Origin of the sequence: Photobacterium ganghwense (genome assembly GCF_017329545.1) — a bacterium.
Classification (GTDB): Bacteria; Pseudomonadota; Gammaproteobacteria; order Enterobacterales; family Vibrionaceae; genus Photobacterium; species Photobacterium ganghwense.
On the sequence record NZ_CP071325.1, the window covers coordinates 359,906 to 378,549 of the forward strand.

The following is an 18,644-nucleotide window of genomic DNA, read 5'->3' on the forward strand; positions in this document are numbered from 1 at the left end:
CCCGTTGCTTTTTGTGTATTGCTATAATACTGGAGGGGTTAATGGCTGTTGCTGCCAATAAACGCTCTGTGATGACTCTGTATTCTGATGCTTCTGACATCTACAGCCATCAGGTGCGTATCGTACTCGCGGAAAAAGGTGTGAGTGTTGAAATTGAGCTGGTTGATCCAAACAACCTGCCGGAAGATCTGCTTGACCTGAATCCGTACAACTCCGTGCCGACCCTGGTTGATCGTGAGCTTGCTCTGTATCAGGCAAGTATCATTATGGAGTATCTGGATGAGCGTTTCCCTCATCCGCCGCTGATGCCTGTATATCCGGTTGCCCGAGGTAACAGCCGCTTGATGATGTACCGTATCGAGCGTAACTGGTACAGCCTGGCTGACAAGATCAAGGGCGGCTCTGCCGACGAAGCTGACAAAGCTCGTAAGCAGCTGCGCGAAGAGCTTCTGGCTCTGGCACCAGTGTTTGCTGAATTCCCGTACTTCATGAGCGAAGAGTTCAGCCTGGTCGATTGCTACCTGGCTCCACTATTGTGGCGTCTGCCTGAAATGGGCATCGAACTGGCTGGTGCCGGTGCGAAGGAAGTGAAAGCGTACATGACCCGTGTGTTTGAACGTGATTCATTCCTGGCTTCTCTTACCGAAGTTGAGCGTGAAATGCGCCTGGCTGGTAAATAATGGATATGGATCGCATGACGCCACGCCGTCCGTATATTCTTCGGGCGTTTTACGACTGGTTGGTGGATAACGATTTGACCCCGCATTTGGTGGTTGATGCGACCCAGCCTGGCGTGCAAGTTCCGATGGAATTCGTGAGCGATGGTCAGATCGTGCTGAATATTGCCCCGCGTGCGGTAGGCAATCTGGAACTGGGCAACGAGGCGATCAGCTTCAATGCTCGTTTCAGCGGTCGTCCTCATTCGGTCATTGTTCCACTGTACGCAGCACTGGCAATCTATGCCCGTGAAAATGGTGCAGGGACGATGTTCGAGCCAGAACCGGCTTATATGGCTGACATTGAAGAGCTGGATGACATCGAGCTTGAAGATGATGCGCCGATGGTATTAAGTTCTGTTGAGGTTGATGAAGAGCCTGAACTGGTGAGTGAGTCAGATTCTAATGACGAGCCGCCTCGACCTCGTGGTCGCCCAAGCCTTCGTGTCGTCAAATAACGCGAAACCAATCCACAAAAAACGCAGCCCAGGCTGCGTTTTTTTATATATGTATTTTGGGATGGGCGCTGAACCAAACTGCCGGGCAGGGCGAATATCCGCGGTTTATTGCGGCGGGTACTCAAAGACTTTCACGACCTTTTTCACGCCAGATACATTGCGCGCGATTTCGGCGGCCACATTTCCCTGCTCTGGGGTGACATAACCCAGTAGGTACACTTCCTGCCCCGCGGTATACACCTGGATGGTTGCATCGCGAAGTTTCTTGCTGCCAATGAGCTGCGTTTTGACTTTGGTGGTCAGCCAACTGTCTTGGCTGACTTCGCTCAGAGCGGCAGGCGGACGAATTTGCAACTGGTTAAAGACGGTTTTCACCCGTTTGAATTCGCGAACCTTACTTTCTAGTTGCTGGCTGGTGGCCTGATCCGCGGCCTGACCAATCAACAGTACCTTGCCATCTACCGCGATGGCATTGGCTCGTACTTGCTCGCGAAACGGCGGCTTGTTAACCAGTCCGCCGATTTCCATCTCAATCTGTTGGTCATACCATTGTTGCGTGGTGGTACGGGTATCTGCCGGGTTAGTCAGGGCGCACGCCTGAAGAGCCAGTGACAAACACGCAATGAACAGGAGGCGACGCTTCATGAATATATCTCCCCTCATTAGGCTTCGTGATGAGGGAACAGGACTTTATCAATCAGATCGCACAGGCAGTGTACGGCCAGTAAGTGGCCTTCCTGGATACGTGCGGTACGCTGGGAAGGAATGCGGATTTCAACATCCTGCGGGCCTAGCAAGCCGGCCATTTCACCGCCGTCCATACCGGTGAGGGCTACAATGGTCATGTCACGGGTCAGGGCCGCTTCCATCGCTTTGATGATGTTTTTGCTGTTACCGCTGGTAGAAATCACCAGCAGGATGTCGCCGCCTTGTCCCAGTGCACGTACCTGTTTGGAGAAGATTTCATCCTGGTGGTAGTCGTTTGCGACAGCGGTCAGGGTTGTGGTATCTGCGGTCAGGGCAAGGGCTGGCAAACTCGGACGCTCAGTTTCAAAACGGTTGATCAGGCAAGAAGCAAAATGCTGGGCGTTCGCTGCTGACCCGCCGTTGCCACAGCAGAGGATTTTGTTACCGTTAAGCAGGCTCTGGACCATGAGCTGGGCCGCTTGAGACAGCGCGTCGGGCAGAGCCTCGGCGGCGGCAATCTGGGTTTGGATGCTTTCGGTAAAACTTTCTTTGATGCTTTCTAGCATGGATCAACCTTCAACTAGGATGTTGGTAAACCATTCGATTTGCGGTGGGGTTCCTTCCAATGACACCACGTCAAACCGAAACTCAGTATGCTCAATGGCATGGCCCTGTTGTTGGAGCCAGAACAGCGCGGCGCGTTTGATTCGCTGTTGCTTGCGCCAGTTTACCGCTTCTGCGGCCGAACCGTAATGGTTGTGTTGCCGGAATTTGACTTCAATGAAGACCCAGCAGTGACGATCGCGCATGATCAGATCGATTTCACCGCCCCGGCACTGGAAATTCCGGGCAACGGCAACGAGGCCATGGCGACGCAGATGCGTCTCAGCCATGACCTCGTAGGTTTTGCCTTGCTGGCGTTTATTGAACAGGTTCAATGCCTTCGCCAGAGAAGACGCCCCAGCTCAGCTCGCGCTGGACGACACACTGATCATTCAGGCTCAGCTGGCCGGTATGACCGGTAATGGAGTAGTGTTCAACTACCCGCATCTGAGGCAGTTCAGTGATCATCTTGTACGCATCCATTCCGAACGCGTGCAGGCGCATATTTGTATTGCTGGCGTTAGGCCACTGTGTTTCAAACTGGCTCATGAACCCCGGGTCCGCATTGACCAGCATCGGGATATCGCTGAACTCGACGCCTTTAATGTCCATGTGGCTGATATTGCGATCCGGGTAGCTGCGTGAGCTGGCGTACAGCTTCGGCGGTGTCACGCCCGGGTCGACGGCCACATCCACAAACGGCTTCAGCAGCTTCAGCTCGTTGACATTGCCGATCACATACACGGCATCGGTATCACGACGGCTGCGGGATTCGCTTTGGGTATCGCTACCCAAGATCTGCTCCATCTGACGGATACGGGCTTTGCTGTCATTCTGACCAAACACTTCCGTCATGACCTGTTGGATGTTTTTGCGCGAGCTAAACTGACGGGAGGTCGGGGTGTGACCGGTCAACTGTTCCCATTGCTTAACAAAGGCATCACTGACCCGGCGGCCATAGCTGTTCGCGGGTGCCAGGACGATAGGGAACTGGTGGCCATTGGCAAACAGGTGCTTGGCTGCTTGTTCTGCTTCCTGCTCCGGTGACAGCGAGAAATAACAGGTGTTGGCTTGGCTTACGCTGCCGGCATCCGGTTCGTTCAGGGCCAGTTGCGGGATCTGATCGCTGTTCATGCGCTGGAATTCCGTGATCTTCTCTTTGCGCAGCGGACCAATCACCAGCTCAACATTGTTTTGCTTCAGCTTCGCCAGAATGGCTGGCATTGGCTCGGCATCGGTATCGTACAGGGTCAGCTCGGTGTTGGCATCGCGGCCGGAATCGTCCAGCATCGCGTTAAGGAAGCCGTCACGCACCGCTTTCCCGGACTGCTCGAAGCGACCACTAAGTGGCAACAACAGTGCCACATTGTTCAGCTGGGTGATCTCCAGTGACATGATGGCCGTCAGATCGGCAGGCAGGTACTGGTTAGCCGGGTGGTACGGATTTTTGGCCAGCCAATCTTCAACCATGGTTTTCAGTTTGGCCGGGCGTTGCCCATATGTGTTTTTCAGCACGGCCAGCTGTACCCAGCCGCGCAGCACCTCTTCGTTGCTGCCCAGAGACAGTGACTGCAGTTGGCTGTTACTGTAATGGCTTAGATCCTGCCACAGGTTCTGCCAGTTCGCTTGTTTTTGCTCGGCGCTCAGCAATTGATCCAGAGCCGTGCGCTCACGGGCCGCCAGCAGATACTGGTTGGTTTGCCCAAGCAGGTCGGCGCGCAGCATGTGATAGCGCAGGTACTGGCTGTCAGCTAGCGTCCACCATGGCTGGAAGTTCAGGGTATCCAGCGCTGCCTGAGGCTGGCCTTGTTGGTAGCGCAGTGTCGCGTTGGCTAGCTGCCATTCCGCCATCTGAACCGGATCCAGGTTCATGCGGCTCAGTCGGTTAGACTGCTGCTCGGCCTGTTCCCAGCGACCTTCTTTAATGAATGCTTTTAAGGCAAGGATGTGCCAGTTGATACTGGTGGCACCTTCGGTAGATTCGGCTTTAATCAGATAATTGGCCGCGGTATCGGTAGCAGCGACAGTGATATCCGTGCCCACGACCTGTTGCTGATTAGGCGCACTACAGCCAGCTAGGATGACAGCAAGGGCTACAGGGGCTAACAGTCGTGATACACTTTTACGCTTATGGGTAAAATTGATCATTGAATTCATTCAACTATGACAAATTACTCTCTATATTAATTGCAGATGAGATCTTAAACAAATGAGTGAGACCAATTCATGCACGGTAGATGCCGCAACTTTGTACATCGTACCTACACCCATCGGTAATCTGGCAGATATTACACAGCGTGCATTGGACGTGCTGGCCAAGGTGGACTTGATTGCTGCGGAGGATACTCGCCATACATCACGCCTGCTGACCCATTTTTCGATCTCGACCCGCACCTTCGCGCTTCACGATCACAACGAACAGCAGAAAGCTGACTTCCTAATCGAAAAACTTCAGGCAGGTAACAGCATTGCATTGGTTTCTGATGCCGGTACGCCGCTGATCAGCGATCCAGGATATCATCTTGTCAATCGTTGTCGTCAGGCGGGTGTTAAAGTTGTTCCGCTTCCGGGACCTTGTGCGGTGATTACTGCACTCAGTGCTGCCGGTCTGCCTTCAGACCGATTCAGCTTCGAAGGCTTTTTGCCACCGAAAAGCAAGGGCCGTCGGGATTGTTTTCAGGCGTTGGCTGAGGACGAACGCACTCTGATTTTCTATGAATCACCACACCGTATTATGGAATCGCTGGCTGATATGTTGGCGGTACTGGGGCCGGAGCGGGATGTTGTCCTGGCGCGTGAGCTGACCAAAACCTACGAGACCATCCACGGCGCGCCGCTGGCGGAGCTGATTGAGTGGCTGAAGCTGGATAGTAACCGCATTCGTGGTGAGATGGTGCTGCTGGTGGCCGGTCATCGGGCAGAGAAAAATGCGCTGCCGGCCGAAGCGTTGCGTACTTTGGCGCTGTTGGTCAAGGAACTGCCGCTGAAAAAAGCCTCGGCACTGGCGGCGGAAATCCACGGTGTGAAGAAAAACGCGCTGTATAAGTGGGGGCTGGAAAATCTGGAGTAACCGGTGCGCGTTGCTGGCTTTTTAAGCGTTGTCACGTCGGGCAGGATATTTCACTGGTAACCGCGTGCCAACTTCTATACAATCGCTCGCCTGAGTTGGCCAGGTAATCGCTGCTTCGTTGATGTCCTTAGGGAGACTGACGAGGGGGAGGAAAGTCCGGGCTCCATAGGGCAGGGTGCCAGATAACGTCTGGGGGGCGCAAGCCTACGACCAGTGCAGCAGAGAGCAAACCGCCGATGGCCCGTTCTTCGGAATGGTGCACAGGTAAGGGTGAAAGGGTGCGGTAAGAGCGCACCGCGCGGCTAGTAATAGTTCGTGGCACGGTAAACTCCACCCGGAGCAAGACCAAATAGGTCCCCAGTGGCGTGGCCCGCGTTGGGGACGGGTAGGTTGCTTGAGCCTGTGAGCGATTGCAGGCCTAGAGGAATGATTACCACCGCGCAAGCGGTACAGAACCCGGCTTATCGGCCAACTCACCTCTTTCCGCATAAAAGGTGATGAGAGACGCCTCCTGGCATGTCTCTCATCACCTTTTGTCGTTTATGCCTCCCCGTTGCCTGTCTGGCAAAGCATTCTGAGGTCATTGAAAATTATCAATTGATTGTCAGAAAACGAGACCTTGGCTTGACATCTTTTTTGCCAAATACGTACACTTTGCGATGGGAATTTGCAGTAAATGCTTTTAAAACAGTGTTTTAATTGCTTAACTGAATGAATTCCTTCACGAATCAAATTTATCCCGCAGACGTCACCAGTCACGCTGACGTACGGGCAGCTTTTTAAGAGCCAATTAAATTATTATGTCTGAACAGTTTGAGCACGTTTCCGTGCTGTTGCACGAGTCTGTAGATGGCCTGGCGATTAAGCCTGATGGTATCTACATTGACGGCACGTTTGGTCGTGGCGGTCACAGCCGGTTAATTCTTTCACAGCTCGGAGAAAACGGGCGTCTGTACAGTATTGACCGTGATCCCCAGGCTATCGCTGAGGCTCAAAAAATTGATGACCCGCGTTTTACTATTATCCATGGCCCGTTTTCTGGCATGGAAAAATACATGGTTGAGCGTGATCTGATTGGCCGCATTGACGGCGTGCTGCTGGATCTTGGTGTCTCTTCGCCGCAGCTTGATGATGCCGAGCGCGGCTTCAGCTTTATGCGTGACGGCCCGCTGGACATGCGGATGGATCCAACATCCGGTATTTCGGCCGCTGATTGGCTGGCGACAGCGGAAGCGGACGACATTGCCTGGGTTCTGAAAGAGTTTGGTGAAGAGCGTTTCGCCAAGCGTATTGCCCGTGGCATTGTGGCGCACCGTGAAAATCCGGAGAACGAGCCACTGACCCGTACCACTCAGCTGGCCCGCCTGATTGCTGAAGTGTCGCCGTTTAAAGACAAGCATAAGCACCCGGCGACCCGTAGCTTCCAGGCCATCCGTATCTACATCAACAGCGAGCTGGAAGAAATCGAGACCGCGCTGAATGGCGCGCTGCAGGTGCTGGCTCCGGGTGGCCGTCTGTCCGTGATCAGCTTCCATTCGCTGGAAGACCGCATGGTGAAGCGTTTCATCCGTAAGCAGAGCAAAGGGCCGGAAGTGCCTGCTGGCCTGCCGCTGACCGATGAGCAAATCAAGGCGTTGGGCTCGGCGAAGCTGAAAGCGGTAGGTAAAGCAATTAAACCATCGAATACCGAAATTAACGTGAACGCCCGTTCACGCAGTTCGGTTCTGCGTTTGGCTGAGCGTCTATGAAGTCTGCGCCGGAACCGACAGACAATCTGGCCCGCCTGATTGGGCGGGACTTACTCTCTGTAGGACGGTTTCCGCTGTTCCTGCTGGTTCTGGTGCTGATTTCTGCATTGGGGGTTGTTCTGATCACCCATCATTCCCGTCAGTTAATTGCCGAACAGGAACAACTGTTGATCGAGCGTGATCAGCTGGATATTGAATGGCGTAACCAGATCCTGGAGGAGAACTCCCTTGCCGAACACAGCCGGATTGAACGGCTGGCTGAAAAGGACATGGAAATGAAACGCCCATCCCGTGATAACGAAGTCATTGTTCACGAATGAAGTTGATGAAGAATATCAAGCGCGATAATACGCCCAATCAACGTCGACAAAAAGCGCCACCGGCTTTTATTCCGTGGCGCTTTGGCGTTATTTGCGGCTTTGTAGTACTGGCGCTCGGGGCACTGATTGCCCGTGCCGCTTATATTCAGGTCCTGGATCCCGGCAAGCTGATCCAGGAAGGCGACATGCGCTCACTGCGAGTGAAGGCACTGCCGTCAGCCCGAGGCATTATTTCGGATCGCAACGGTGAACCGCTGGCGGTCAGTGTGCCGGTTCAGGCGGTGTGGGCCGATCCGGTTCAGATTTTCAAAAACGGTGGCCTGGCTCAGGTGGATCGCTGGCACGCGCTGGCGGATGTGTTGGGGCTCGATCGTAAAGCGCTGCTCAATCGCCTGGAGCAAAATCAATCCCGCCGTTTTATCTACCTTCAGCGTCAGGTCAGTCCGGCCATGGCGGCATATGTCAATAAACTTAAACTGCCAGGCATTGGCCTGAAAGACGAATCCCGTCGCTTTTATCCTTCCGGCGAAGTCAGCGCGCACCTGATCGGGGTGACCGGTATCGATAGTCATGGCCTGGAAGGGGTTGAGCGTACCTACGACGGCTGGCTGACCGGTGAGCCGGGACGGCGCACCGTGCGTAAAGACCGTTACGGCCGGGTGGTGGAAAATATCTCTCTGAAACAGCGTGAACCGGGTAAACCGCTGAGTTTGAGCATTGATCAGCGCCTGCAGGCGGTGGCCTATCGTGCCGTGAAGCAGGCCGTTGCGGATTATCAGGCGACCTCAGCCACTGTCATTATGGCGGATGTCCGGACCGGGGAAATTTTGGCGATGGTGAATGCCCCGTCTTATAACCCGAATAATCGCGATCAGCTGCAAAGCTTCCGAATGCGTAACCGCTCCATAACCGATGCGATGGAGCCGGGTTCAACAATTAAGCCCTTTGTGGTTCTGGCCGCCCTGGAAAATGGGGTGGCGGATGAAAATACAATAATCGACACCGGCAACGGCCTGATGCAAATCGGGGGTAGCCGGGTGCGTGATGTGTCTCAGGTCGGTAAGGCGGATCTGGCGCAAATCCTGAAAAAGTCCAGTAACATCGGCGTCAGTAAACTGTCGCTGGCGATGCCGGTGGATGCGGTGCTGGGCATGTACAGCGGAGTCGGGCTGGGGGATGCTTCCGGCATCAACCTGATTGGCGAAGCGCAGGGCTTTTTCCCTGACCGCCGCCGCTGGTCTGATTTCGAACGTGCCACTCTGTCATTTGGCTACGGCATTTCGACGACCCCGATCCAGTTGCTGCGGGCGTATGCCACTCTTGGAGGGATGGGGGTCAACCGTCCGCTGTCAATCCTGAAGACTGAGCAGGTGATCCCGGGGCGTCAGGTTGCCTCGGTGGAAAACACCCGCAAGCTGCTCAATATGCTGGAAACCGTTACGCAGAAAGGTGGTAGTGCCTTCCGCGCGGGTGTGCCCGGCTATCGGGTTGGGGCAAAAACCGGTACGGCGAAAAAAGCCGTGGCGGGCGGATACAGTGATGAATACATCGCAATGACAGCCGGCCTGGCGCCGATCAGCAACCCGCGTCTGGCGATGGTTGTGGTGGTTAACGAGCCCCAGGGCGACAAATACTATGGCGGTCTGGTCGCCGCACCGATTTTCGCGGAAGTGATGGAAAGCGCCCTGCAAATTTTGAATATCCCGCCTGACGCGGGAACCCGAGAAGAATTAAAAGTAGTAAGTCACAGGGGCAAAACGCATGCCGGAACTTAATCAGAATACTTCAGTTGGCGCCTTGGTTGCGCCGTGGCGTGATGCCCTCTCGTTACCGGATCGCCTGGCGGCGTTGACGGTCACGGGAATGACTCTGGACAGCCGCAAGGTTCAGGCCGGTGATCTTTTTGTCGCGGTCAACGGACACCAGGTGGATGGTCGGCGCTTTATCTCGTCGGCCATTGAATCCGGCGCTGCGGCAGTGCTGGCCGAAGCCGACGATGGTAAACCGGCACTGTGCTGGCAGGATGAGGTGGCGGTTATTGCGCTGCCGGAGCTGGGCCAGAAGCTGTCGGCGATTGCCAAGCAGTTTTACGGCGCGCCGGATCAGGCTCTGGAGCTGATCGCGGTGACCGGAACCAACGGGAAAACCACCATCAGCCAGTTACTGGCGCAGTGGGCACAGTTACTGGGCCACACCAGTGGCGTGATGGGAACCACCGGTAACGGGCTGCTGGCGAACATTCAGCCAGCCGCCAATACCACGGGCAGCGCGCTGGACATTCCTTGTGAGCTGGCGACGATGCACCGTCAGGGCGCAGATTATGTGGCGATGGAAGTGTCCTCACACGGTTTGGTTCAGGGGCGGGTGAAGGCGCTGCAGTTTGCGGCCAGCATTTTTACCAATCTGAGCCGGGATCACCTGGATTACCACGGTGACATGGCAAGCTATGCGGCGGCGAAGCAGACCCTCTTTACTGAGCACCACAGCGGGGTTGCGGTCATTAACGCTGACGATGAGGTAGGCCGTCAGTGGCTGGCAGGATTGCCTGATGCTGTTGCCGTGGCCACTGATGCTGCCGGTGTGGCGGAACATTCTGGCCCTAAACTGTGGCTGGATGAGGTGGCGTACAGCACCCAGGGCGTTAAGATTGCGTTTGACTCCAGCTGGGGAGCCGGACAGTTTGAGGCTCCGCTGGTCGGGGCGTTCAATGTGATGAACCTGATGCTGGCACTGGCCACGTTGCTGGCGACCGGGCGTGATAAAGCTGCGCTGCTGGCTGCCGCACCGCAATTGCGTGCCGTGACCGGGCGGATGGAAGTTTTTCAAGCGGCTGACAAACCTATGATGGTTGTTGATTATGCTCACACCCCCGATGCGCTGGAAAAAGCGCTGCAGGCACTGCGCGTACACTGTGAAGGCCGCTTGTGGTGTATTTTCGGCTGTGGCGGCGATCGCGACAGCGGCAAGCGTCCAATGATGGCCGCTGTGGCGGAGAAGATGGCTGATCGGATTGTGTTGACTGACGATAATCCGCGCTCTGAATCGCCGGTACAAATCGTGGAAGACATGCTGGCCGGGCTGGCACAGCCAGCGCAGGCGACAGTGGTTCATGACCGCCGTGCTGCCTGTGAGTGGGCACTTACCCAAGCCGGGGCTGACGACATCATTCTGGTGGCGGGAAAAGGCCACGAAGATTACCAGATTCTTGCGGATCGGACGATTCATTACTCTGACCGTGAAACCGTACAGGCGTTACTGGAGGCACACGCATGATAAATGTTCAACTTTCCCAGCTGGCTGAAGTGCTCGATGCTGAGCTGGTCGGTGAGGATATGGTTATCAGTGCGGTGTCGACCGATACCCGCCAAATCGGGGCAGACACCTTGTTTGTCGCCCTGATTGGCGAACGTTTTGACGCTCATGATTTTGCGCAGAATGCTTGTGAACAAGGGGCTAAGGCATTGCTGGTAAGCAAACACTTACCGATTGCCTTGCCTCAGCTGATTGTGGCAGACACACATGCGGCACTGGGCCAGCTGGGCGCCTGGCTCAAAGCCCTGATGGAGCGCGAGTACGGGTTACAGACTGTGGCCCTGACCGGCAGCTGTGGGAAAACCACCGTGAAAGAGATGACGGCAGCCATTCTGGCGGAAAAAGGCAAGGTGCTGGCGACCAGTGGCAATTTTAATAATGACATCGGCGTCCCCCTGACCTTATTGCGTTTGGAACCTCAGCATGAATATGCGGTCATTGAACTGGGTGCAAACCATCAGGGTGAGATTGCCTACACCACTGATTTGGTGAAACCGCAGGTCGCGCTGATTAACAATCTGGCTGCAGCGCATCTGGAAGGGTTCGGCTCGCTGCAGGGCGTGGCCAAAGCCAAGGGGGAGATTTTCCAGGGGCTGGCAACCGGTGAAGCCGGTACTGCCATCATTAACCTGGACTCCAACGATCGTACATTGTGGCAGCCGCTTCTGGACGGGCATCCGGTGATGACTTTCTCTGCAACCCGAGAGGATGCGGACTATCACGCCACTGATATAAATATTAACAATTTGGGGCGTGCTTGTTTTACAATGCGCACCCCCGCCGGGGAGTTCCCGGTGTCGCTGACGCTGGCAGGGGAGCATAACGTTGCCAATGCTCTCGCCGCCGCGGCGCTGGCCATGGCGCTGGGTGCCACGCCTGCACAGGTTCAGGCCGGACTCGGCCAGGTGGCAAACGTCAAAGGCCGGGTGGATATCACCGAGCCGCGAACCAATCTGCGGCTGATTGATGATACCTACAATGCCAGTGTGGCCTCAGTGAAGGCGGCGATTGACCTGCTGGCCGGTTTTGCCGGACAGCGCTGGTTTGTACTGGGGGATATGGCTGAGCTGGGTGATGACAGCGCTGCTCTGCACCGGGAAGTGGGTGAGTATGCGCAAGGCAAAGCACTGGATCAGGTGCTGACCTTCGGCGTTGCCAGTGAAGTCGTGAGCTCTCTCAACGGCGGCAAACATTTTAATAACAAGACAGCATTGATTGAGGCGCTGAAACAGCAACTCGAACCATTGCTCAATGACGATAACATCCAAGTGACAGTGCTGGCGAAAGGGGCTCGCAGCTCCCGCATGGAAGAGGTAATTGTCGCACTGCAGGACAACAAAGAATGATTTACTGGTTAGCCGAATTACTAGAACCCACGTTTCCATTTTTTCGACTATTTGAATACCTGACGTTCCGGGCCATCATTAGCATCCTGACGGCTCTGGTGATTTCGCTGTGGATGGGGCCACGTCTGATTGCCCGTCTGCAGATGCTGCAAATTGGTCAGGTGGTTCGCCACGACGGTCCGGAGTCTCACTTTAGCAAGCGTGGTACGCCGACTATGGGCGGGATCATGATCCTGGCCGCGATTACGATCACAGTACTGCTGTGGACGGATCTGAGCAACCCGTATGTCTGGGCCGTGCTGACGGTCATGCTGGGCTACGGGGCTGTTGGCTTTGTGGATGACTACCGCAAAGTGGTACGCAAGAATACAGACGGTCTGATCGCCCGCTGGAAATACTTCTGGCAGTCAGTGATCGCGCTGGGTGTGGCGTTTGCCTTGTATGTACACGGTAAAGACACGGTGGCGACTCAGCTGGTGGTGCCATTCCTCAAAGACGTGATGCCACAATTGGGGCTGTTCTATATCGTCTTTACCTATTTTGTGATTGTCGGTACCAGTAATGCCGTTAACCTGACCGATGGTCTGGACGGCCTGGCTATTATGCCAACGGTTATGGTGGCCAGCGGCATGGCGTTTATCGCTTGGGCAACCGGCAACGTGAATTTCGCGAACTATCTGCATATTCCTTACCTGAAAGATGCTAGTGAACTGGTGGTCGTCTGTACTGCGATAGTCGGAGCCGGACTGGGCTTTTTGTGGTTCAACACCTACCCGGCACAGGTCTTTATGGGCGATGTCGGCTCTCTGGCACTGGGCGGTGCGCTGGGTACAATTGCGGTGCTGGTGCGTCAGGAACTGCTGCTGGTATTGATGGGCGGTGTGTTCGTGATGGAGACCGTTTCGGTGATCCTCCAGGTGGGCTCGTACAAACTGCGTGGCCAGCGTATTTTCCGCATGGCCCCGATTCACCACCATTATGAATTGAAAGGCTGGCCGGAGCCGCGAGTGATCGTCCGTTTCTGGATCATCACCCTGATGCTGGTTCTGATCGCGCTGGCAACACTGAAGGTACGATAAATGAAAGGCTTGGAAGGCGTACAAAATGTTGTGGTAATTGGCCTGGGGATGACCGGTTTGTCGGTTGTGAACCACTTATGCCGATTGGCGCAGCCGTTGGATATCAAAGTGATTGATACCCGGGAGACGCCTCCGGGCCGAGAGCAACTGCCACCAACCGTTGCGCTGTGCAGTGGTGAGTGGCAGATGGACTGGCTACTGGCCGCCGATTTGATTGTGGCCAGCCCGGGGATTGCCCTGGCAACGCCGGAGTTGGTGCAGGCCGCACAGGCCGGCATTGACATTGTCGGCGACATTGAGCTGTTTGCCCGGGCGGTTACCAAGCCGGTGGTTGGGATTACCGGCTCTAACGGCAAAAGTACGGTAACCAGTCTGGTCGGTGAAATGGCGAAGGAAGCCGGTATGAATGTCGGCGTCGGAGGCAACATCGGCTTTGCAGCGCTCGATATGCTGGCCGAAGATCATGACGTCTATGTTCTGGAGCTGTCCAGCTTCCAGCTCGAAACTACTGCTTCGTTGTCGCTCAAAGCCGCGGTCTACCTCAACCTTTCTGAAGATCATATGGATCGCTACACCGGGCTGGATGATTACAGCCTGGCAAAAATGCGTATCTTCCGTCATGCCGAACTGGCAGTGTATAACCGCAATGATCTGGCAACCCGTCCGGAATTTGCTGGCCCGATGACCAGCTTTGGTCTGGATGCCGGTCCATACGGGCTGGTCGAGTTGGATGGCCGGGAGTGGCTGGCGGTGAACGGTGATGCTGTGCTGCCAAGTGATGAGATTGCGCTGGTGGGCCGTCACAATGTCGCCAACAGTCTGGCGGCACTGGCGCTGGCCGATGCCTTGGGCGTCGATCGTGGCGCTGCCTGCCGAACACTGCGTCGTTATACCGGACTGGCACACCGTTGCCAGTTGGTTGCCGAGCAGCACGGCGTGAAGTGGGTCAATGACTCCAAAGCCACTAACTTGGCGAGCACGGTCGCGGCCCTGAGTGGTCTCACCCTGCAGGGCAAGTTGCATCTGCTGATGGGCGGGGATGGCAAAGGCGCGGATTTCTCTGAGCTGGCGCCCGTACTGGCGGCGCTGAACGTTCAGCTGTACTGCTTTGGTCGCGACGGCCACCTGATGGCTGAGCAGGTATCAGGTGCGGTGCAGGTTGAAACGATGGCACAGGCCATGACAATGGCTGCCGCTTCAGCAGCCTCTGGCGATATGGTGCTGTTGTCTCCTGCCTGCGCCAGCTTTGATCAGTTTGCCAATTTCATGGCGCGCGGTGAGGCGTTTGCCGCACTGGCCGGTGAGCTACAGCATCAGGTCGGTGGGGCCGGATAATGCTGGGCGTACTGAGAGACAGTGTGGAGTCTCTGTTTGACTGGCTGACCCGACCGGCCGCACAAAGCAGTTACGATCGTCAGCTGGTGTGGATTGCGCTCTCTTTGATGGTAACCGGTCTGGTGATGGTGACTTCCGCCTCGGTGCCGGTGGCGACCCGCCTGACGGACATGCCGTTTTATTTCGCCCTGCGCCATGCATTCTTTTTGGCCGGGGCTCTAGTGATCGCTGGCTTCGTGGTCATGGTGCCGCTGGAAAAGTGGCGGCAGTACAGCGTACCGATGCTGATCACCTCGTTGGTGCTGCTGGTGGTTGTGTTGCTGATTGGCCGTTCGGTCAATGGTGCTTCCCGCTGGATCCCGCTCGGGATCTTTAATTTGCAGCCAGCCGAAGTGGCCAAGCTGTCTCTGTTTCTGTTTTTGTCCGGCTATCTGGTTCGTCAGTATGAGCAGGTACGTGAAAGCTTTCGTGGCTTTCTAAAGCCGCTGGTCGTACTGGGCGTGCTGGGCGTGCTGCTGCTGGCGCAGCCTGACCTCGGCTCCTTCGTCGTGATGTTTGTTACGACAGTTGGCATGCTCTTTATTGCCGGGGCCAAGTTGTGGCAGTTCATTGCCATGCTGGTGATGGCGATTGGCGGCATCGGCCTGCTAATCCTGCTGGAACCTTATCGGATGCGCCGGGTAACGTCGTTTCTTGACCCGTGGGAAGACCCGTTTGGCAGTGGTTACCAGCTGACGCAGTCACTGATGGCGTTTGGCCGCGGTGACTGGCTGGGACAAGGGCTGGGGAACTCCATTCAGAAGCTCGAATACCTGCCGGAAGCTCACACGGACTTCGTATTTGCGGTACTGGCGGAAGAAGTTGGCCTGATTGGCGTGACAGTCGTCCTGCTCCTGATTTTTGCTCTGGTGTTCAAATCACTGATCATTGGCCGCCGTTGTCTGCAGACCGGGCAACTGTTTGGCGGTTTCCTGGCGTTTGGTTTTGCCTTCTGGTTTGCGTTCCAGACGTTGGTTAACGTGGGGGCTGCTGCCGGTATGGTACCGACCAAAGGTCTGACCCTGCCGCTGATCAGTTACGGTGGCTCCAGTCTATTTATTATGGCAACCGCTGTTGCCATCCTGATCCGGATTGACTTTGAGCAGCGCCTGGCTGCCCGTTATGCCCCGGATCCTGAAAAAGAAGATACAGAGAATGAACAAGAATAAACGCTTGCTGGTGATGGCTGGCGGAACCGGTGGCCATGTATTTCCCGGGCTGGCGGTAGCCAAGAAGCTGCAACAGGAAGGCTGGGAAATTCGCTGGCTGGGTACCGCGGATCGTATGGAAGCGGATCTGGTGCCGAAACACGGTATTGATATCGATTTTATTAAAGTCAAAGGCCTGCGCGGACAAGGGATCCTGCGTTTGCTGTCGGCGCCGTTTAAAATCGTCGGGGCGATTCTGCAGGCCAGACAATACATCAAAGCCTGGCAGCCGGATGCGGTGTTGGGCATGGGGGGGTACGTGAGTGGCCCAGGCGGCGTGGCAGCCTGGCTGTCGGGCGTACCGGTGATTTTGCATGAGCAGAATGCCGTGGCCGGGCTGACAAACCAGTGGCTGTCCCGTATTGCCAGTGGCGTGCTACAGGCGTTCCCGGGAGCGTTTAAAGGGCGTGATGTTGTCGGTAACCCGGTGCGCGAAGATGTGACGGTGCTGCCAGCGCCGGCAGAACGTTTTGCGGAGCGCCAGGGGCCAGTGCGTATCCTGGTGATGGGGGGAAGTCAGGGGGCACGTATCCTGAATCAGACTCTTCCTCAGGTGGCAGGGATTCTGGGTGATAAAGTCACTATCTGGCATCAGGCCGGTAAAGGGGCGCAGGCCGAAACCCAGGAGGCCTATGAAGCTAACACCACGGTGCCACATAAAGTAACCGAGTTTATTGATGATGTGGCCGCAGCTTACGCCTGGGCCGATTTGGTGGTATGCCGCTCCGGTGCACTGACAGTCTCTGAGCTGTCAGCGGCGGGACTGGGGGCTATCTTTATTCCGTTCATGCACAAGGACCGCCAGCAGGCGCTGAATGCCGACCATCTGGTAGCCTGCGGTGCCGCAAAAATGATTGAGCAGCCGGATCTGACCGTTCAGGGGCTGGCTGATGAGATTGCACAACTAGACCGTAGTCAGCTGACGGCGATGGCCGAGGCGGCACGGAATGCAGCGATTCTTGACGCGGATGTCCGTGTCGCAGAAGTGATTAAATCGCTGGCAAAACAATAACAAGACGAGACAAAGTGATGAGTAAACTGGATAACCAGCAGCTAGCTAAAATTCGTACCATGGTACCAGAGATGCGCCGCGTAGAGCGTATTCACTTTGTTGGTATCGGCGGCGCCGGAATGAGCGGAATCGCCGAAGTACTGGTCAATGAAGGCTATCGGGTCAGTGGTTCTGATCTGGCGCCGAATGCGGTGACAGAGCGGCTGACCAGCAAGGGTGCTGAGATCTTTTTTGGTCATCAGGCATCAAATGTTCAGGGCGCGAGTGTGGTGGTGGTGTCGACCGCAATCCGTCAGGACAATCCAGAGTTAGTTGCAGCCCGTGAGCAGCGTATTCCGGTAGTGCGCCGTGCCGAAATGCTGGCCGAGCTGATGCGCTATCGCCACGGGATTGCAATTGCGGGAACGCACGGCAAAACCACAACGACGGCCTTGGTCACTCAGATTTATTCCGAAGCGGGGCTGGATCCGACGTTCGTCAACGGCGGTCTGGTGAAAAGCGCAGGAACCAATGCCCGTTTGGGTTGCAGCCGTTACCTGATTGCTGAGGCGGATGAAAGCGACGCGTCTTTCTTGCACCTGCAGCCGATGGTCTGTGTTGTGACGAACATTGAAGCTGACCACATGGATACCTATGGTGGTGACTTTGAAGTTCTGAAGCAGACGTTTATTGATTTCCTGCATAATCTGCCGTTCTACGGGCTGGCTGTGATGTGCATTGACGATCCTGTGGTTCGTGAACTGCTGCCGCGGGTCGGCCGTCCGGTGATCACGTACGGTTTCTCAGAAGATGCTGATGTTCGCCTGGTGGATTACACGCAAACGGGTCAGCAAGGCCACTTCTCGATTCTGCGCAAAGGCAAGCCTGCACTGAAAGTTACCCTGAATATTCCGGGGAAACACAATGCGCTGAATGCAACGGCGGCAGTGGCTGTTGCCAGTGAAGAAGGCGTGGAAGAAGATGCCATCATTCGTGCATTGGTAGAATTCCAGGGCACCGGTCGTCGTTTCGACCATTTGGGTGAGTTTGAAACCGGTAACGGCAACGTCATGCTGGTGGATGATTATGGTCATCACCCGAGCGAAGTGGATGTCACCATCAAAGCTGCGCGGGCCGGTTGGGCGGATAAGCGCTTGGTGATGGTGTTCCAGCCACACCGTTACAGCCGTACCCGTGACTTGTATGAAGATTTCGCCAATGTGCTGGAGCAGGTTGATGTTCTGGTAATGCTGGATGTCTATTCTGCCGGGGAAGCACCGATTACCGGAGCAGATGGGCGCTCTCTGTGCCGCACTATTCGCGGGCGCGGCAAAATTGATCCGATTTTTGTGCCCAACGGTGAAGCATTGCCGTCAGCGTTGGCCAACATTCTACAAAATGATGATTTAGTTCTGACACAAGGCGCCGGTGATGTTGGCAAAATTGCACGCCAACTTGCTGAAATGAAACTGAATATTGACATGATGCGTCAGAAGTAGTCAGCGGAGGCGCAAGTCTGGCGTAAATCTTGCGTGAGTATCAGGTTCAGTGATGTTTGCCGTGATGTTTGCCGGAAAAAGCTGTGCAATAGGTCTCTTAAGTGTCTTATTGCTATCAGTAATTGCAAGGAATCATGAGACAAGTGTTGGAGTGCCAGAGCTTGCTCGGTATAATCTGTCAACTTTGCTCGCAAGATGCGGTCTGATTTAGAGCGGTTTAGGCTGCCAGTTCC

At 55.5% G+C, this 18,644-nt stretch carries 17 protein-coding genes and 1 other RNA gene; 14 read left to right on the forward strand and 4 right to left on the reverse strand.

All coding sequences use genetic code 11. The features are described from left to right. Nucleotides 1–41 precede the first annotated feature (41 nt). Complete coding sequence (gene sspA, locus FH974_RS01770; protein ID WP_047886970.1) at nt 42–680, forward strand: stringent starvation protein SspA; 639 nt, start codon at nt 42–44, stop codon at nt 678–680. Next, entirely contained in the window at nt 680–1,174 is a 495-nt protein-coding gene (sspB, locus tag FH974_RS01775; RefSeq protein WP_047886969.1) for a ClpXP protease specificity-enhancing factor, read from the forward strand. Before sspA ends, sspB begins: the two co-directional genes overlap by 1 nt. A gap of 105 nt (nt 1,175–1,279) precedes the next feature. Here the strand turns inward: sspB and FH974_RS01780 are convergent, their stop codons facing one another. Genes FH974_RS01780 through FH974_RS01795 form a run of 4 tightly spaced genes read right to left on the reverse strand, consistent with a single transcriptional unit; the run spans nt 1,280 to nt 4,612 of the window. Then, nucleotides 1,280–1,819 (reverse strand): BON domain-containing protein, encoded by a 540-nt coding sequence (locus tag FH974_RS01780; RefSeq protein ID WP_047886968.1) that lies wholly within the window; start codon nt 1,817–1,819, stop codon nt 1,280–1,282. Nucleotides 1,820–1,836: 17 nt separating this feature from the next. Next, nucleotides 1,837–2,427: a phosphoheptose isomerase gene (locus FH974_RS01785; protein WP_047886967.1), complete on the reverse strand. Its 591-nt coding sequence runs from the start codon at nt 2,425–2,427 to the stop codon at nt 1,837–1,839. A gap of 3 nt (nt 2,428–2,430) precedes the next feature. Next, the gene (locus tag FH974_RS01790) at nt 2,431–2,799 is read right to left on the reverse strand and encodes a YraN family protein (protein WP_047886966.1); all 369 of its coding nucleotides are present in this window, start codon (nt 2,797–2,799) and stop codon (nt 2,431–2,433) included. Next, nucleotides 2,783–4,612, reverse strand: coding sequence for a penicillin-binding protein activator (locus FH974_RS01795; protein WP_047886965.1), 1,830 nt, complete (start codon nt 4,610–4,612; stop codon nt 2,783–2,785). Before FH974_RS01795 ends, FH974_RS01790 begins: the two co-directional genes overlap by 17 nt. A 61-nt stretch (nt 4,613–4,673) precedes the next feature. Here FH974_RS01795 and rsmI point away from each other — a divergent pair, with 61 nt between their 5' ends. From rsmI to murC, 12 genes are all read left to right on the forward strand, one after another. Beyond that, nucleotides 4,674–5,534: a 16S rRNA (cytidine(1402)-2'-O)-methyltransferase gene (gene rsmI, locus FH974_RS01800; protein WP_047886964.1), complete on the forward strand. Its 861-nt coding sequence runs from the start codon at nt 4,674–4,676 to the stop codon at nt 5,532–5,534. A 91-nt stretch (nt 5,535–5,625) separates the two neighbouring features. Continuing rightward, nucleotides 5,626–6,014: RNase P RNA component class A (gene rnpB / locus FH974_RS01805), an RNA gene on the forward strand. 320 nt (nt 6,015–6,334) lie between these two features. Continuing rightward, nucleotides 6,335–7,282 carry a 16S rRNA (cytosine(1402)-N(4))-methyltransferase RsmH gene (rsmH, locus tag FH974_RS01810; RefSeq protein WP_047886963.1) on the forward strand — a complete coding sequence of 316 codons (948 nt, stop codon included), beginning with the start codon at nt 6,335–6,337 and terminating at the stop codon, nt 7,280–7,282. After that, nucleotides 7,279–7,602: a cell division protein FtsL gene (gene ftsL / locus FH974_RS01815; protein WP_047886962.1), complete on the forward strand. Its 324-nt coding sequence runs from the start codon at nt 7,279–7,281 to the stop codon at nt 7,600–7,602. The genes rsmH and ftsL overlap by 4 nt, the downstream gene beginning before the upstream one ends. 5 nt (nt 7,603–7,607) lie before the next feature. After that, nucleotides 7,608–9,377 (forward strand): penicillin-binding transpeptidase domain-containing protein, encoded by a 1,770-nt coding sequence (locus tag FH974_RS01820; RefSeq protein WP_415719988.1) that lies wholly within the window; start codon nt 7,608–7,610, stop codon nt 9,375–9,377. After that, complete coding sequence (murE, locus tag FH974_RS01825) at nt 9,364–10,875, forward strand: UDP-N-acetylmuramoyl-L-alanyl-D-glutamate--2,6-diaminopimelate ligase (protein ID WP_047886960.1); 1,512 nt, start codon at nt 9,364–9,366, stop codon at nt 10,873–10,875. The genes FH974_RS01820 and murE overlap by 14 nt, the downstream gene beginning before the upstream one ends. After that, on the forward strand, nt 10,872–12,260 hold the full coding sequence (murF, locus tag FH974_RS01830; protein ID WP_047886959.1) for a UDP-N-acetylmuramoyl-tripeptide--D-alanyl-D-alanine ligase: 1,389 nt from the start codon (nt 10,872–10,874) through the stop codon (nt 12,258–12,260). The genes murE and murF overlap by 4 nt, the downstream gene beginning before the upstream one ends. After that, on the forward strand, nt 12,257–13,339 hold the full coding sequence (mraY, locus tag FH974_RS01835; RefSeq protein ID WP_047886958.1) for a phospho-N-acetylmuramoyl-pentapeptide-transferase: 1,083 nt from the start codon (nt 12,257–12,259) through the stop codon (nt 13,337–13,339). Before murF ends, mraY begins: the two co-directional genes overlap by 4 nt. Continuing rightward, entirely contained in the window at nt 13,340–14,674 is a 1,335-nt protein-coding gene (gene murD, locus FH974_RS01840) for a UDP-N-acetylmuramoyl-L-alanine--D-glutamate ligase (protein ID WP_047886957.1), read from the forward strand. Then, the gene (ftsW, locus tag FH974_RS01845; RefSeq protein ID WP_047886956.1) at nt 14,674–15,882 is read left to right on the forward strand and encodes a cell division protein FtsW; all 1,209 of its coding nucleotides are present in this window, start codon (nt 14,674–14,676) and stop codon (nt 15,880–15,882) included. The genes murD and ftsW overlap by 1 nt, the downstream gene beginning before the upstream one ends. After that, complete coding sequence (gene murG, locus FH974_RS01850) at nt 15,869–16,933, forward strand: undecaprenyldiphospho-muramoylpentapeptide beta-N-acetylglucosaminyltransferase (RefSeq protein WP_047886955.1); 1,065 nt, start codon at nt 15,869–15,871, stop codon at nt 16,931–16,933. Before ftsW ends, murG begins: the two co-directional genes overlap by 14 nt. 17 nt (nt 16,934–16,950) lie before the next feature. Then, nucleotides 16,951–18,411 carry a UDP-N-acetylmuramate--L-alanine ligase gene (murC, locus tag FH974_RS01855; protein WP_207103456.1) on the forward strand — a complete coding sequence of 487 codons (1,461 nt, stop codon included), beginning with the start codon at nt 16,951–16,953 and terminating at the stop codon, nt 18,409–18,411. The last annotated feature ends 233 nt before the right edge of the window (nt 18,412–18,644 follow it).

Excerpts from the sequence above, each read along its gene's own strand:
- sspA (WP_047886970.1), top strand. The coding sequence starts at position 42 with ATGGCTGTTGCTGCCAATAAACGCTCTGTGATGACTCTGTATTCTGAT.
- sspB (WP_047886969.1), top strand. The coding sequence starts at position 680 with ATGGATATGGATCGCATGACGCCACGCCGTCCGTATATTCTTCGGGCG.
- FH974_RS01780 (WP_047886968.1), bottom strand. The coding sequence starts at position 1,819 with ATGAAGCGTCGCCTCCTGTTCATTGCGTGTTTGTCACTGGCTCTTCAG.
- FH974_RS01785 (WP_047886967.1), bottom strand. The coding sequence starts at position 2,427 with ATGCTAGAAAGCATCAAAGAAAGTTTTACCGAAAGCATCCAAACCCAG.
- FH974_RS01795 (WP_047886965.1), bottom strand. The coding sequence starts at position 4,612 with ATGATCAATTTTACCCATAAGCGTAAAAGTGTATCACGACTGTTAGCC.
- rsmI (WP_047886964.1), top strand. The coding sequence starts at position 4,674 with ATGAGTGAGACCAATTCATGCACGGTAGATGCCGCAACTTTGTACATC.
- rsmH (WP_047886963.1), top strand. The coding sequence starts at position 6,335 with ATGTCTGAACAGTTTGAGCACGTTTCCGTGCTGTTGCACGAGTCTGTA.
- ftsL (WP_047886962.1), top strand. The coding sequence starts at position 7,279 with ATGAAGTCTGCGCCGGAACCGACAGACAATCTGGCCCGCCTGATTGGG.
- FH974_RS01820 (WP_415719988.1), top strand. The coding sequence starts at position 7,608 with ATGAAGAATATCAAGCGCGATAATACGCCCAATCAACGTCGACAAAAA.
- murE (WP_047886960.1), top strand. The coding sequence starts at position 9,364 with ATGCCGGAACTTAATCAGAATACTTCAGTTGGCGCCTTGGTTGCGCCG.
- murF (WP_047886959.1), top strand. The coding sequence starts at position 10,872 with ATGATAAATGTTCAACTTTCCCAGCTGGCTGAAGTGCTCGATGCTGAG.
- mraY (WP_047886958.1), top strand. The coding sequence starts at position 12,257 with ATGATTTACTGGTTAGCCGAATTACTAGAACCCACGTTTCCATTTTTT.
- murD (WP_047886957.1), top strand. The coding sequence starts at position 13,340 with ATGAAAGGCTTGGAAGGCGTACAAAATGTTGTGGTAATTGGCCTGGGG.
- ftsW (WP_047886956.1), top strand. The coding sequence starts at position 14,674 with ATGCTGGGCGTACTGAGAGACAGTGTGGAGTCTCTGTTTGACTGGCTG.
- murG (WP_047886955.1), top strand. The coding sequence starts at position 15,869 with ATGAACAAGAATAAACGCTTGCTGGTGATGGCTGGCGGAACCGGTGGC.
- murC (WP_207103456.1), top strand. The coding sequence starts at position 16,951 with ATGAGTAAACTGGATAACCAGCAGCTAGCTAAAATTCGTACCATGGTA.